The sequence below is a fragment of the Paraburkholderia fungorum genome, assembly GCF_046027215.1.
In the GTDB taxonomy this organism is placed as follows: domain Bacteria; phylum Pseudomonadota; class Gammaproteobacteria; order Burkholderiales; family Burkholderiaceae; genus Paraburkholderia; species Paraburkholderia fungorum_D.
In genome coordinates this window covers 3,207,040-3,221,533 of sequence record NZ_JAQQEN010000001.1, presented here as the reverse complement: position 1 = coordinate 3,221,533, position 14,494 = coordinate 3,207,040, and the positions used below count along the sequence as shown (strand labels likewise).

Sequence of the window (14,494 nt, the reverse complement as noted above, 5' to 3'; positions counted from 1 at the left end):
TCAGTGAGGCGGGAGCCTCATTGCCTGTATACGGCGCGAGCGCAGGGGACTTGAGCAGGGAATACTTTCAATGACTGACAGTTGCCGGGGACACCGTTTGCGGCGGCGCGCTGCGGTGCCATGCATATTTTTCGCGCGGTGCGACGTTTTCAATGAACGCCGAAACAGTGGCTGTTTCGCAGGAGTGAAGCGCTATATTCGTCTGACAATAATGTTAGTGGCGGTCGGCCTTGATCGCTCGAGTGCGGCAGTGGGAGAGTGTCATGGCATAAAAAGCGGCCGTTGCGTTCAATCGCAACGGCCGCTTTTTTCAAGGGCGTGTGTTGAAAATTAACTACCCAACGCCGGATCGCTCATGCTGCTCTTGCCGTTTTCCACGTGTCCGGCGAAGCGCCGCGTGAACGACGGATCCGTGTCGACGGTAATCGCCAGGTCGTACCAGCCGTGCGCGTTGCGCAGATCGAGGTACAGCTGTTCGGTGTCGCCGCCGCGCACCGAATGCCTGATGACGTTATTCACGTCATACGCATTGACGATAGTGAACTGGCAACGCGCGCTGCCCACATTCTCAAGCCGCACTTGCAGATTGCCGTTCACGATGTCGTAGCCTTCGAGTACTTCCGGCCGCGCGATATCGGAGCCATTCCACCAGCTCCTGGCCACCGGCTTGCCCGCGAAGCGGCGCAGAAAACCGTTCGGGCCGTATACCGTGAAATCGTATGTGCCGTCGGTATTCAACGGCAACGAGTCTTGCAGCCGTTTGCCGGCGTCCACGGTATAGGTGCGCGGCGCGTCGAGACTGTGCGCTGCATAGACGAGGAACACCGCGCCCGCGCGACCGGTGTTGACGAAGCGCATCGTCAGCTTGCCGGCGGCGCCTTCGCCGTGTATGCGCACGAACAGCTCGTATGGCAGCGCGCGAGCGGGGCGTACGCCCGGTTCCTGTTTCGGTACAGTCTGCACGACGGGCGGCAGCGGCACATAGTCCGGATGGCGGTTCTGATCGGGCGGCACATAACCGCTCGTACCCGGCAGTGTCGGAAAGGCGTCGTTGGGGTTGCTGAAGTTGAACGCCGACATCAGATCGCCGCAGACCGCGCGACGCCACGGCGTGATGTTCGATTCGCCGAGATTGTGTTGCTGGCCGAAGCGCTTTTCGATGAAGCGGATCACCGACGTATGGTCGAACAATTCCGAGCACACATAGCCGCCTTTCGACCACGGCGAAACCACCAGCATCGGTACGCGCGGTCCGAGCCCATAAGGCGCGGCTGCCGTATTCGCGTTGCCGGGATAGATTTCGTTGCTGATATCGACGGTGGATAAGCCATTCGCACTCGAAGCCGGCGCGAACGGCGGCGCCATGTGGTCGAAGAAACCGTCGTTCTCGTCGTAATTGATCAGCAGTACCGTCTTACTCCACACCTCCGGATTGGACGTGAGTATCTGCAAGACCTGGTCGATGTACCACGCACCGTAATTGGCCGGCCAGTTCGGATGCTCGGAATACGCTTCCGGCGCGACGATCCACGACACTTGCGGCAACGCGTTGTTCTGCACGTCGCGTTTCAGAATGTCGAAGTAGCCGTCGCCTTTTGCCGCATTGGTGCCCGTGCGCGCGTTGTCATACAGCGGGTTGCCAGGCTGGGCGTTGCGGTACTGATTGAAGTAAAGCAACGAGTTGTCGCCATAGTTGCCGATATACGGATCTTGCGTCCAGCCCCACGAGCCATTCCCATCGAGGCCGGTGCCGATGTCCTGATAGATCTTCCACGAAATGCCTGCGTTTTGCAGCACTTCCGGGTACGTGGACCAGCCGTAGCCGAGTTCGGAATTGTCGATCACCGGACCGCCGCCGCTGCCGTCGTTGCCGACCCAGCCGCTCCACATGTAGTAGCGGTTCGGGTCGGTCGGGCCCATCAGCGAGCAATGGTAGGCGTCGCAAATCGTGAAGGCGTCGGCGAGCTGATAGTGAAACGGAATGTCGTCGCGCGTCAGGTATGCCATCGTCGTGGCGCTCTTGGCGGGCACCCATTGATCGTAGCGGCCGCCGTTCCATGCGGCGTGCGTGCTGGTCCAGTCGTGCGCGAGATCCTGCATGAATTGCAGGCCGAGATTCGGCGCGCTCGGGCGAAACGGCAGGACGTAGCCGAGATCCGCGCCGAGCGGCTGATACCACACCGGCTTGCCGTTCGGCAGATTGATCGCGCGTGTGTCGCCGAAACCGCGCACGCCCTTGAGCGTGCCGAAGTAGTGGTCGAAGGAACGGTTTTCCTGCATCAGCACGACGATGTGTTCGACGTCGCGAATGCTGCCGGTCTTGTTGTTGGCCGGAATGGCAAGGGCATTGCGAATACCCAGCGGCAACATGCTCAACGCGGTGGCGGAACCGGCGGCATGAGCGGCGGAGCGCAGAAAATCACGGCGATTTTTAGATGTCATGGTTTTGGCTTTCGATCTTCGTTGGAGGGACGATGCACACGGCGCGCGAGCGTGAGCCGCGCGCCGCGTGGGGCGCGGGACTCAATCTACGGTGTGAATGACGGGGGTGGCGAGCGGCGGCGATGCGGAGGACTGAGCCGTATCGGCGCTTGACGCGGGCAGCGCTGGCGTTTGAATCGTGAGTGCGGGTGACGGGGGCGATGCAGAAGGGGGCGTGGCTGACAGAACCTGTGCGAAGGTGTTGTCCTGGCCAGTGCCGTTGGTGGAACCAGCGGCGCGCGGATCGGACGCCTTGTCGTCGTCATTGCTGCATGCGGTCAGCATGCACAGCGACACGGCGAACAGCGCGCCTGCCAAACGTTTGCGATGCAAGGCAGCAGCTGGCTTCAACACGACGGGCATGGAGTGACTCCGGCACGGGGAAAGGTGCGCCAGGGCATCCAGGTGCCCAGGTCAGCGATGCGGAAGAATAATCGCTGACCTGTGTAAGTTTTGTGAAGGTGCGGTGAGTAGTACGGACTGGTCCGTTAGCGGTGGCTCGATACAAACGCGCTGATTGCGTCGTTCAATGCATCCGGCGCATCGCGGTGGGGCGAGTGTCCGCAGGACTCGAGTTTGACTCGTTGCGCATGCGGCACGCAGTCGGCGATCGTATCGATCTGCGCCATCGTGCCGTAGTTGTCGTCATAGCCTTGTACTGCGAGCAAGGGCTTTTCGATGGACGCCAATTCCCCGGCGATATTCCACGCCCTGAAGGCCGGATTCAGCCAGATGTCGTTCCAGCCGTAAAACGCGGAGTCGACATCGGCGTGATAGCGGCTGAGCTTGCTGCGCAGATCCGTGGACTCGTAGAGCTGTTTGGTTTGCGCGATGCTGCTCACTGAGATGTCCTCGACGAACACGTGCGGCGCGATTGCCACCATGCCGGCGAGAGCATCCGGATGCAGCGCCGCGTACAGCAGCGCGATCGAACCGCCGTCGCTATGACCGATCACCCACATGCGCCGGCGTTCCGGCATGCCGACGGCGAGCGCGTCAAGCAACGCAGGCAGTATGTCGTGCGCCTGCGCCGTCATGAAATCGACTGGCCACTTCACGTCATGCGGGCGCGGCGTGGAGCGCCCGTAGCCCGGCCGGGAATAAACCAGTCCACGCATGCCGAGCCGCGCGCACAGTGCTTGCGGCCAATCGCGCCACATGGCGATCGAGCCAAGTCCTTCGTGCAGGAAGATAGCGATCGGCGCGTCGCTTGCCGTTTCATTCACCCAGCGATATTCGAGGCGCAGCGGCCCATGTGCCGCCGTGGCGGGGAGTTCTGCAAACTTGCTATCCGTGGTTGCGATTGCCGGATTCTGCATGGATTACCTTATGACTGTTCGCGCAGTTTGAAGCGTTGGATCTTCCCGGTTGCGGTCTTGGGCAGATCGTCGACAAACACGATATCGCGCGGATATTTATGCGGTGCGAGGCGGTCCTTGACGAAAGCCTTCAGCTCATCCGCGAGTATCTCAGACGGCGGGAATTCACGCTTTAGCACGACGAACGCGCGTGTCTTGACGAGGCCGCCGTGCTCGACGCCGACCACCGCTGCTTCGAGCACTGCGTCGTGCTGCACCAGCACCATTTCCACTTCGACTGGCGAGACATACTGGCCGCTGACTTTCAGCATGTCGTCGCTGCGGCCCGCGTACACGTAGCAGCCGTTTGCGAGGCGGCGGTACTTGTCGCCGCTGCGAATCCACTCGCCGAGAAAGGTCGCACGCGTCTTCTCGCGATTGCTCCAGTACATCAATGCCGCGCTGGGTCCTTTGATAAACAGATCGCCCACTTCGTCATCGGGCACTGGGCGGCCGGCTTCGTCCCGCAGTTCGACTTCATAGCCGGGCACCGGGCGCCCGGTCGTGCCGTATTCAACCGCGCCCGCGCGATTCGACAAGAAGATATGCAGCATTTCCGTCGAACCGATGCCGTCAAGAATCTCGCAGCCGAAGTGCGCAGTGAAGCGCTCGCCGATTTCACGCGGCAACGCTTCGCCCGCCGATGTGCACACACGCATCGCAACATCCGCACGCGCGGGCAGCGTGGGCGATACGAGCATGCTTGCGTAGAGCGTCGGCACACCGTAGAAAACAGTCGGCCGATGCTGTATGAGACGTTTGAAAATAGCATCGGCTGTGGGCCGTTCCGCCATTAATATCGCGGTAGCACCGACCGAAAGCGGGAAGGTCAGGCCGTTGCCGAGACCGTACGCAAAGAACAGTTTGGCCGCCGAGAACACCACGTCGCTTTCGACAATGCCGAGAATCGGCTTGGCATACAACTCCGCGGTCCAATACAGATTCGCATGCGTGTGAACGGTGCCTTTCGGTTTGCCGGTCGAGCCTGACGAATACAGCCAGAAGGCGATGTCGTCGCAACCCGTCGAAGCCGCCTTGACGGCGGGCGTGGCGGCGTCGATCAGATCCCTGAATTGCGGCGCGAGCAGCGGCTCACCGTCGAGCGGCTGCGAGACGATCAACTGGCAGCCGTCATGTTCGGCGGTCGCCATCGCCTGCGTGACGTTCGGCAAGAGCGCGCCCGACGCAATCACCGCGCGCGCGTGGCTATGCGTGAGCATGTAGACGTAGTCAGGCGCGGTCAGCAGGGTATTCGCCACCACCGGCACGACGCCCGCATACAGTGCGCCGAGAAAGGCGATCGGCAACTCGACGGTATCGAGCATCACCAGCAGCACACGCTCTTCCGGATGCACGCCGAGCGTACGCAGCGCGCTCGCGAAGCGCCGCGCCCGTTCTTCGAGTTCGCCGTATGTCGTGGCGCTAGCGTCGTCGATATAGGCGGTTTTGCCCGCGCGTGTTTCGTTCAGGTGGAACAGATAGGCCGCGAAATTGAATTGCGCGGGCGGTGGCTCGACCGTCGCGGCGGACTGACTCGCCGCGGATTCCAGCAGGGCTTCCATGTGTCTCCTCCATCGGGTGAGGGCGGGTCCGGCTGTTTTGTGCTCGTGATCCGCGCGATGTGTGCGTACTGTCCGTTTGCCGCGTTTTACGCCGTGGGTAGACAGGTTGTTTGCGTCAGCGTGTCGACGGCCGCGCTCGATGCCTGGATCGCCGAGCGCCGGTGATAGAAACCCAGCGCACGCAAGCCGCCGAGTTCTTCGCCCCCGCCGGCGCGTCCCGGGCCGCCATGCAGCGACATCGGCATCACATTGCCGTGGCCGGTCTGACTCTGTTGCACGGCCGGCGAGACGGCATGCACGCGGCCGTGTGAATCGGCCAGTTCCAGGGCGAGGCGGCCGAGATGCGCGTCGTCGTTCGAATAGATCGATGCAACGAGCGAGCCCTGGCCGCGTCGCGCGAGTGCGACGGCATGGGCTTCGGGCAGTGCATTGCCGGCGGCCACGCGGTAGGGCGCCACGCTTGCCACCGGTCCGAACACTTCGACGTCGTGCAGCAGCATGGCGCTATCGGGATCGTTGACGACGAACAGATGCGGCGCGATGCAAGCGGCGATCGTTGCGTCCGCATCGACCAGCGGCACGGAGGAGCCGTCATAGGCGAGCACGGCTTCTTCGCGTAGCGCGGCAATACCGGCCAGCACGTTCTCGTATTGCTCACGACTCACGAGCGAACCCATGCGCACGGTGTCGTTGCGTGGATTGCCCACGGTGATCTTCGCGAGCTTTGCCTTGAGCGCATCGAGCACCGCTTCAAGCGATGCCTCTGGTACGAACGCACGCCGGATCGCGGTGCATTTCTGACCCGACTTCACGGTCATTTCACGCACCACTTCCTTGATGAACAACTCGAATGCGAGCGTGTCGGGCGTTGCGTCAGCGCACAGAATCGCGCTGTTCAGACTATCCGCTTCGACATTCAAACGTGCACCGTGCTGTACGAAAGCGGGATGCGCGCGCAGCGTAGCGGCAGTCTCCGCGGAGCCCGTGAACGAGACCACGTCGAATGCCTGAATCTGATCGAGCAGGCCCGCCGAACTGCCGCAGATCACCGACAACGCGCCGGCCGGCAAAATCCCTGCGTCGACGACGTCGGCGACCATCCGTTGAGTGAGCCATGCGGTGGCCGTAGCCGGCTTGATGATGACCGGCACACCGGACAGCAGTGCGGGCGCTGCTTTCTCCCACAGACCCCACGACGGGAAATTGAACGCATTGATAAAAAGCGCGACGCCGCGCGTCGGCGTGAGCACGTGCTGCACGCTGAACGACTGGTCTTTGCTGAGGGATGCGGGGCTGCCGTCGCGCAGCGCATGCACGTCGCCGAGTGACGCACCGAGTTTGGCGTAGTACGACAGCGTGAACAGGCCGCCGTCGATGTCCACGGCTGAATCGTTGCGCGTGGTGCCCGAGTTTGCCGTCGCGATCGCGTAGTAGTCGTCGCGCTTCGCCTGCAGTAGCTTGACGATCTCCGCGAGGTGGGCGGCGCGCTGCGCGTAGGTCAGCTCACGCAAGGCCGCGCCGCCCTGGTTGCGTGCAAAGCCGAAGGCCTCGCCGAGATCCAGGCCCTGGCTCGACACGCGCACGAGCGCTTCGCCCGTCACCGGATCGGTGAGCGTGACGCCTGCGCCGCCGCCCTCGATCCACTGGCCGGCAACGTAGTTCTTCAATAGTTCAGTCATGGCGGGTCTCAGGCAGGAGTGAATTCGATCGCGCCTTGCGGCAACAGGTACAGCACCAGCGCCTGGCCGTTCGCGACAGTGGGACGATGGGCGCTGCCAGGGCGGTACACGCACCAGCCGGCCGGGTGGCCGTCGAAGGTGGCGCCTTCGGTGAGCGGCATGATCAGGTCGATCTCGCCGTGCGGGTGGACGTGATGTGGACCGGCAATATCTTTCATGTCGACCACGTCGACGGAAAAGCCGTGAGTGTCGGGCAGTGCCTTGAAGATGCGCCCGTAGCGAATGCCGCCGCCTTCGCGATTGCATAGCCAGCCCTCAGCGACGCCGGCGCGGCAGGCATCCGCGAGCGTGCGAAAGGCCGTGCTGCCGGCCGGATAGCGGTCGTTCAGCCACGCGGCGAGCGCGTCGTCGAGCGGCCGGCCGGCGATCTGCGCGGTCACGCCCGCGATCAGGCGTTGGAACTCATGTGGGGACATGCGAGCCTCCAGATAGACGCTCACGCACCTTGGTTCATGCGTGTTTGAGCGCCGTCTCCGTTGCGCCGCCGAAACATTCCGGCAGCGTTTGTTATTAAAACAATATTTGGCGAAAATTAACCGTTCACTAGATGTGTGTCAAGCACTATAGTACATGTATCGCAGTCAATGGGTAGCAAAACATGAATCAAAATGACATTCGAGCGCCACTGGACGAACCCGCCGAGGACGATGCCAGTCGCGTGGAGCGGGCGGAGCGAGGCGTTGAGCGCGAACAGCGCGATCCTTTTCTGACGGCGATGGGCGAGCGCGTGCGTCTGCTGCGCGCGCGCCGCGGCATGACGCGCAAGACACTGGCAACCGAAACCGGTTTGTCCGAGCGGCATCTGGCCAATCTGGAATCGGGCGTGGGCAACGCGTCGGTGCTGGTGCTGCGACAGATCGCGGCCACGCTGAACTGTCCGTTGGCGGAGGTGATCGGCGACGAAACCACCGCGTCCGCTGAATGGCTGCTGATCCGCGAACTCCTGCAGGGGCGCGATCAGGCGGCATTGCAGCGCGCCCGCGTGGCGCTCGCCGAGATGTTCGCCCAGGCGCCGCGCGACCCGCATCGCAAGGACCGGATTGCACTGATCGGCCTGCGCGGCGCGGGCAAGTCGACGTTCGGGCGAATGCTCGCTCAGGAGCGCAAGGTGCCGTTCGTCGAGCTGACGCGCGTGATCGAGCAACTGGCGGGCTGTCCGCCGTCGGAGATTCATTCCCTGTATGGTGCGAGCGCATATCGGCGCTACGAACATCGCGCGCTGGAGGCCGTGATCCATGAGCATGAGCGCGCCGTGATCGCCTCTCCCGGCGGGCTCGTGTCGGAGTCGGGCACCTTCAACGCGCTGCTCTCGCACTGCTTTACCGTGTGGCTGCAGGCCACGCCGGAAGAACACATGCGCCGCGTCGTCGCACAAGGCGATTTGCGGCCGATGTCGGGCAACAAGGAAGCAATGGACGACCTGAAGCGCATCCTGGCCGGGCGTGGCGAGCTGTACGGGCGCGCCGACATGACCTTCGACACCAGCGAGAAAACCTTGGCCGACGCCTACCTGCAACTGCGTGACCGGCTCGCCGCCAGGCTGGCGGCGGAAACGCCGGACGACGCGCGGGTCAGCTGATCTGCAATGCGGTGCCAGGGTTTACTAGCAAACATGCACTAAAGTGCTTTACATGGGTATGACTATGCACTATTGTTCAAAAAACAAGTTTTGCTTCGTCCAGTCAGGAGACGCCCCATGTCCACAGCAGAAACCGCTATCGCGCCGGTCGACTACCGCACCGATCCTTCGCAGTACAAGCATTGGAAACTGAGCTTCAACGGCGCCGTTGCGACGCTCGGCATCGACATCGCCGAGGACGGTGGGATTCGCGACGGCTACAAGCTGAAATTGAATTCATACGATCTTGGCGTCGATATCGAACTGCATGACGCGATCCAGCGCATCCGCTTCGAGCATCCCGAAGTCAAAACGGTGGTGCTGACAAGCCTGAAAGACCGTGTGTTCTGCTCGGGCGCCAATATTTTCATGCTTGGCTTGTCGACCCACGCGTGGAAAGTCAATTTCTGCAAGTTCACCAACGAAACGCGCAACGGTCTGGAAGACTCGTCGCGTCATTCGGGTCTGAAGTTTCTCGCGGCGGTGAACGGCGCGTGTGCCGGCGGCGGGTATGAACTCGCGCTGGCTTGCGACGAAATCTATCTGATCGACGACCGCTCGTCGTCGGTCTCGCTGCCGGAAGTGCCGCTGCTCGGCGTGCTGCCGGGTACGGGCGGCCTGACGCGCGTCACCGACAAGCGCAAGGTGCGCCACGACCGCGCCGATATCTTCTGCACGGTGGTCGAAGGGATTCGCGGCGAACGCGCGAAAGAATGGCGTCTGGTGGATGAAGTGGTGAAGCCGAACCAGTTCGATCAGGCGGTCCAGGCGCGCGCGCTCGAACTCGCTGAACAAAGCGATCGTCCCTCGGACGCGCAAGGCGTGACGCTAACGCGTATCGAACGCACGAATCGCGAAGACGGCCTTACCTACAGGACGCTCGACATCACGATCGACCGTGCCAGGCGCATCGCTACCTTTACCGCCAAAGCACCGCAAACCGAACAACCCACTGATATCGACGCCATCGTGGCAGCCGGCACGAGCTGGTGGCCGCTGCAATTCGCTCGCGAACTCGACGACGCGATCCTCACGATGCGGACCAACGAACTCCAGGTCGGCACGTGGATCTTCAAGACCGAAGGCGACGCTCGCAACGTGCTCGCCGCGGATGCCACGCTGATGCAACATAAGGACCACTGGTTCGTGCGCGAGACGATTGGCCTGCTGCGCCGTACGCTCGCGCGCATCGACGTGTCGTCGCGTTCGCTGTTCGCGCTGATCGAACCGGGTTCGTGTTTTGCCGGCACGTTCGCGGAACTCGCGTTCGCCGCCGACCGCACCTATATGGCCGCGCTGCCTGCCAATGAGGACGAAGAACCGGCGATCACGCTTTCCGAAGTCAACTTCGGTCTTTATCCGATGGTCACGCACCAGTCGCGTCTTGCGCGCCGCTTCTATGAAGAAGCCGCGCCGCTCGACGCAGTGCGCTCGAAGATCGGCCAGCCGGTCAAGCCGGTGGAAGCCGAGCGTCTTGGTCTCGTGACCGCATCGCCCGACGATATCGATTGGGCCGACGAAATCCGCATCGCGCTGGAAGAGCGCGCGGCAATGTCGCCGGATGCCTTGACCGGTCTCGAAGCGAATTTGCGCTTTAACGGTCCGGAAACGATGGAGACGCGCATCTTCGGCCGTCTCACCGCGTGGCAGAACTGGATTTTCAACCGGCCGAACGCAGTGGGCGAGAAGGGCGCGCTCAAGGTGTACGGCAAGGGCAGCAAAGCGCAATTCGACGTCTCGCGCGTCTGAGTTCCGCGTTTGGCTCGCGTCAGGTTGTTACGCGACCTGACGCACGCCGGCTGCACCGATACGACGCCTCTCATCTAAAGACACCGATAGACACTGCTGTTTCCCGATTGGGAAGTCACCACGGAAGCGACCAAGGAACCGACCATGTCAACGATCAACTACAGCGATAAAATTCCGAACAACGTCAATCTCGCCGACGACCGCGCCTTGCAACGCGCGCTCGAACAATGGCAGCCGAACTTCCTGTCATGGTGGGGCGATATGGGCCCGGAGGGCTCGCACGGTTACGACGTTTATCTGCGCACGGCAGTGAGCGTCGATGCGGGCGGCTGGGCGCATTTCGATCACGTGAAAATGCCGGACTATCGTTGGGGCATCTTTCTGACACCGGGTGAGCAGGATCGCAAGATCCATTTCGGCGAGCACAAGGGCGAAGCCGCGTGGCAGGACGTGCCCGGCGAGCATCGCGCGAATCTGCGCCGCATTATCGTCACGCAAGGCGATACGGAGCCGGCTTCGGTCGAACAGCAGCGGCACCTGGGTTTGACCGCGCCGTCGATGTACGACCTGCGCAACCTGTTTCAGGTGAATGTGGAAGAAGGCCGCCATTTGTGGGCGATGGTGTACCTGCTGCATCGCTACTTCGGTCGCGATGGCCGTGAGGAAGCCGAAGCATTGCTCGGCCGCCGCTCGGGCGATGAAGACAATCCGCGCATTCTCGGCGCCTTCAACGAGAAAACACCGGACTGGCTCGCGTTTTACATGTTCACGTATTTCACGGATCGTGACGGCAAGTTCCAGTTGTCGGCGCTGGCCGAATCGGGTTTCGATCCGCTCGCACGCACCACCAAATTCATGCTGACCGAAGAAGCGCATCATATGTTCGTCGGCGAATCCGGTGTGTCGCGCGTGATCCAGCGCACCGCACAGGTGATGAACGAACTGGGCACGGACGACGTCAGCAAGATTCGGGCAGCCGGCGTGATCGATCTGCCGACCATCCAGCGTTACCTGAACTTCCATTACGCGGTGACGATCGACCTGTTCGGCGCGGATCATTCTTCTAATGCGGCCACGTTCTATAGCTCGGGTCTGAAGGGCCGTTACGAAGAAAACAAGCGCGACGACGATCACCAGCTGAACGGTCAGAGCTACAAGCTGCTCGACGTGCAGGGCGACAAACTCGTCGAGCGCGAGGTGCCGATGCTCAATGCAATGAACGAAGTACTGCGCGACGACTACATCAAGGATTCGGTGGCGGGCGTGGGGCGCTGGAACAAGGTACTCGAAAAAGCCGGCATCGATTTCCGCATGACCGTGCCGCATAAAGCGTTCAATCGCCAGATCGGTACATTCGCCGGCACACGGGTGTCGCCGGATGGCCGCGTGATCAGCGAAACCGAATGGGCGGCCAACGAAGCGAAGTGGCTTGCGACCCCGGAAGACCGTGCGTACGTGGCATCGCTGATGGGGCGCGTGAGCGAGCCCGGCAAGTTCGCGAACTGGATTGCGCCGCCGGCGATGGGGGTGAATCGCCAGCCGGTGGATTTCGAATACGTGCGCTTCAATTAAGCACGCGGCTTGCACGAGTTGGTACGCGCGGTGTTGCAGGCGCGGGAATACATGGTGGAGGAAGTCATGAACGGCCCAGTATCGATCGAAGTTCTCAGGCAGCATCTGATCGATCCGGAAATCTGCATTCGCTGCAATACCTGCGAAGAGACTTGCCCGGTCGATGCGATCACGCACGACGAGAACAACTATGTGGTCAAGGCGGATATCTGCAACGGCTGCATGGCGTGCGTGCCGCCGTGTCCGACCGGCGCGATCGACAACTGGCGCACGGTGTTAAAGAGCGACGCGTATTCCATCGACGAGCAGTTCAAGTGGGACGTGTTGCCAGAACAGAACACGATGGCCGTGCCGCCAGCAGAGGCGGCAACGGCCGGGCCGTCCGGCGATGCAGCGGCGGAAGCGAGCGGCATTGAAGTCGATACCGTGCGCGGCTCGGTCGTGCCGCCGTGGTCCGCCGCGAAGCCGTATGTGAATCTCTACACGCACAAGGCGCCGACCACCGCGACGGTGGTCGGCAACTACCGGCTCACCGACGGGGCGACCGAGAGCGATATTCATCACATCGTCCTCGATTTCGGGTCGATGCCGTTTCCGGTGCTGGAGGGTCAGTCGATTGGCATTCTGCCGCCAGGCGCAACCGACGACGGCCGCGTGCATCATGCGCGGCAGTATTCGATTGCGAGTCCGCGCGACGGCGAGCGGCCGGGCTACAACAACGTGTCGCTCACCGTGAAGCGCGTCAGCCAGCAACACGGCGACGTGATGGACGGCGTGTGCTCGAACTATCTGTGCGATCTGAAGAAGGGCGACGTGGTCAACGTGATCGGCCCGTTCGGCGGCACATTCCTGATGCCGAATCATCCGAACTCGCATCTGCTGATGATCTGCACGGGCACGGGTTCGGCGCCGATGCGCGCGATGACCGAGTATCGCCGGCGGCGCCGGCTGAAAGGCGCGACCGGCAAGCTGATGCTGTTCTTCGGCGCGCGCACGAAAGAAGAGTTGCCGTATTTCGGGCCGCTCACCAATCTGCCGAAGGACTTCATCGATACCAATCTGGCGTTTTCACGCACGGTGGGGCAGCCCAAGCGCTACGTGCAGGACGCGATGCGCGAACGCGCGGTCGATGTCGCGCAGATGCTCAGGGACGATAACACGCACATCTATGTGTGCGGTTTGAAGGGCATGGAAGACGGCGTGCTGCAGGCGCTCAAGGATATCGGCGAGCAGCATCAGATGGATTGGGAAGCGTTGTGGGCGAAGCTGAAGCGGGAAGGGCGACTGCATCTGGAAACGTATTGAAGCTCTCCGTCTGCAATAGCCTCATGCCATAAACGAAAGGCCGCGCTGCTCGTGAAATGCAGCGCGCCCTTTTTCATCTTGCGGGGTCCGCTCCGTCCTCATGCTGCGCCGGCGACACCGCCCCGCACGCCCGAATCACTAACTGCACGACTTCCTCGGTCGTCGCCTCAAACGCTTTCTGCGTCAACGCGCGTTTGCCTTTGAGCGCGCGTATCTGTGCGTCGAAATCGGCGTAGTGCTGGGTGGTTGCCCAGATCATGTACATCAGCGTTTGCGCATTCACCGGCGCGAGCAGGCCGCGCGCGATCCAGTCGTCGATTACCGTGACGCGGCTGTCGAGCCACGGCTTAACGCGCCCCGTGAGAATGTCCTGCATATGCTCCGCACCGTGAATGATCTCGCTCGCCCACACCTTGGAGCCGAGCGGACGGCGGCGCGACAACTCCATTTTCGCGCGCACGTAGCCACCAATCGCTTCGACCGGATCGTCGCTGCATTCGAACGTATCCGCTGCGCGATGCCAGTCTTCGAACAGATCTTCCAGCACGCGTCGATAGAGGGCGAGTTTTGTCGGGAAGTAGTAATGCAAGTTAGCTTTTGGTAAGCCGGCACGCTCCGCGATCATCGCGGTACTGGTGCCGTCGAGTCCGCGCTCCGCAAAAACCGCCTCGGCGCACGCCAGCAAATGCGCTTCGTTCGACTCGCGAATGTGCGCCTTGCGCCGCCGCAAAGGCGCGCGGGTTTCCGCGTTTATTTCATCGTTTTCCGTGATGTCGGCAGCCACGTCGTCGTCTCTCATGTTGGCCTGCATCGGCATGTGTGCCGCGTCGCGCTTCATTCTAGTCGTTTGAGCGGCGCGCGATACAAGCATTCGCAACGTGTGCGGCAAACGTGTTGCACTGCAATGGCACGCTTCTCGCTATGTTTCCCACCGTACGAAAGGTGTTGATTTGGCGGGCTTAATCGTCTACAACCTGTCCAACTGGACAGGATATGGAGAGCGGCCGATGTCTTAGGGTTTGCCCTTTGTACAAGGGACGATCGAAGTCATCAGGCGTGCACCGCCGCCGTGCGGCGACGCCCCAGAATCCACCGCCGATGCACCAGTTT

The 14,494-nt window shown here is 62.0% G+C and carries 11 protein-coding genes; 4 read left to right on the top strand and 7 right to left on the bottom strand.

Annotated features, from left to right (window positions below; all coding sequences use genetic code 11):
• Window positions 1–330 precede the first annotated feature (330 nt).
• From PQR27_RS14255 to PQR27_RS14230, 6 genes are all read right to left on the bottom strand, one after another.
• A complete protein-coding gene (locus tag PQR27_RS14255; RefSeq protein ID WP_408524263.1) occupies window positions 331–2,442 on the bottom strand; it encodes a phosphocholine-specific phospholipase C in 2,112 nt (703 codons plus the stop codon).
• Window positions 2,443–2,523: 81 nt separating this feature from the next.
• Window positions 2,524–2,844 (bottom strand): hypothetical protein, encoded by a 321-nt coding sequence (locus PQR27_RS14250; RefSeq protein ID WP_408524262.1) that lies wholly within the window; start codon window positions 2,842–2,844, stop codon window positions 2,524–2,526.
• Window positions 2,845–2,969: 125 nt separating this feature from the next.
• Window positions 2,970–3,800: an alpha/beta fold hydrolase gene (locus PQR27_RS14245; RefSeq protein ID WP_408524261.1), complete on the bottom strand. Its 831-nt coding sequence runs from the start codon at window positions 3,798–3,800 to the stop codon at window positions 2,970–2,972.
• Window positions 3,801–3,808: 8 nt separating this feature from the next.
• The gene (locus PQR27_RS14240) at window positions 3,809–5,401 is read right to left on the bottom strand and encodes a benzoate-CoA ligase family protein (protein ID WP_408524260.1); all 1,593 of its coding nucleotides are present in this window, start codon (window positions 5,399–5,401) and stop codon (window positions 3,809–3,811) included.
• An 86-nt stretch (window positions 5,402–5,487) separates the two neighbouring features.
• Entirely contained in the window at window positions 5,488–7,080 is a 1,593-nt protein-coding gene (locus PQR27_RS14235; RefSeq protein WP_408524259.1) for a 3,4-dehydroadipyl-CoA semialdehyde dehydrogenase, read from the bottom strand.
• Window positions 7,081–7,088: 8 nt separating this feature from the next.
• The gene (locus PQR27_RS14230) at window positions 7,089–7,556 is read right to left on the bottom strand and encodes a DUF4863 family protein (protein WP_408524258.1); all 468 of its coding nucleotides are present in this window, start codon (window positions 7,554–7,556) and stop codon (window positions 7,089–7,091) included.
• Window positions 7,557–7,738: 182 nt separating this feature from the next.
• Here PQR27_RS14230 and PQR27_RS14225 point away from each other — a divergent pair, with 182 nt between their 5' ends.
• The 4 genes from PQR27_RS14225 (at window position 7,739) to boxA (ending at window position 13,384) form a co-directional block, all read left to right on the top strand.
• Window positions 7,739–8,719: a helix-turn-helix transcriptional regulator gene (locus tag PQR27_RS14225; RefSeq protein ID WP_408524257.1), complete on the top strand. Its 981-nt coding sequence runs from the start codon at window positions 7,739–7,741 to the stop codon at window positions 8,717–8,719.
• Between the two features lie 117 nt (window positions 8,720–8,836).
• On the top strand, window positions 8,837–10,507 hold the full coding sequence (boxC, locus tag PQR27_RS14220) for a 2,3-epoxybenzoyl-CoA dihydrolase (RefSeq protein WP_408524256.1): 1,671 nt from the start codon (window positions 8,837–8,839) through the stop codon (window positions 10,505–10,507).
• Between the two features lie 144 nt (window positions 10,508–10,651).
• Window positions 10,652–12,079, top strand: coding sequence for a benzoyl-CoA 2,3-epoxidase subunit BoxB (boxB, locus tag PQR27_RS14215; protein WP_408524255.1), 1,428 nt, complete (start codon window positions 10,652–10,654; stop codon window positions 12,077–12,079).
• Window positions 12,080–12,145: 66 nt separating this feature from the next.
• Window positions 12,146–13,384 (top strand): benzoyl-CoA 2,3-epoxidase subunit BoxA, encoded by a 1,239-nt coding sequence (boxA, locus tag PQR27_RS14210; RefSeq protein ID WP_408524254.1) that lies wholly within the window; start codon window positions 12,146–12,148, stop codon window positions 13,382–13,384.
• 73 nt (window positions 13,385–13,457) lie between these two features.
• Here boxA and PQR27_RS14205 read toward each other — a convergent pair whose 3' ends face one another.
• Window positions 13,458–14,222 (bottom strand): TetR/AcrR family transcriptional regulator, encoded by a 765-nt coding sequence (locus PQR27_RS14205; RefSeq protein WP_408524253.1) that lies wholly within the window; start codon window positions 14,220–14,222, stop codon window positions 13,458–13,460.
• Window positions 14,223–14,494: the final 272 nt, after the last annotated feature.

Coding starts and splice junctions, on each gene's coding strand:
- PQR27_RS14250 (WP_408524262.1), bottom strand. CDS start 2,844: ATGCCCGTCGTGTTGAAGCCAGCTGCTGCCTTGCATCGCAAACGTTTG.
- boxC (WP_408524256.1), top strand. CDS start 8,837: ATGTCCACAGCAGAAACCGCTATCGCGCCGGTCGACTACCGCACCGAT.
- boxB (WP_408524255.1), top strand. CDS start 10,652: ATGTCAACGATCAACTACAGCGATAAAATTCCGAACAACGTCAATCTC.
- PQR27_RS14235 (WP_408524259.1), bottom strand. CDS start 7,080: ATGACTGAACTATTGAAGAACTACGTTGCCGGCCAGTGGATCGAGGGC.
- PQR27_RS14225 (WP_408524257.1), top strand. CDS start 7,739: ATGAATCAAAATGACATTCGAGCGCCACTGGACGAACCCGCCGAGGAC.
- PQR27_RS14245 (WP_408524261.1), bottom strand. CDS start 3,800: ATGCAGAATCCGGCAATCGCAACCACGGATAGCAAGTTTGCAGAACTC.
- PQR27_RS14230 (WP_408524258.1), bottom strand. CDS start 7,556: ATGTCCCCACATGAGTTCCAACGCCTGATCGCGGGCGTGACCGCGCAG.
- PQR27_RS14255 (WP_408524263.1), bottom strand. CDS start 2,442: ATGACATCTAAAAATCGCCGTGATTTTCTGCGCTCCGCCGCTCATGCC.
- boxA (WP_408524254.1), top strand. CDS start 12,146: ATGAACGGCCCAGTATCGATCGAAGTTCTCAGGCAGCATCTGATCGAT.
- PQR27_RS14240 (WP_408524260.1), bottom strand. CDS start 5,401: ATGGAAGCCCTGCTGGAATCCGCGGCGAGTCAGTCCGCCGCGACGGTC.
- PQR27_RS14205 (WP_408524253.1), bottom strand. CDS start 14,222: ATGAAGCGCGACGCGGCACACATGCCGATGCAGGCCAACATGAGAGAC.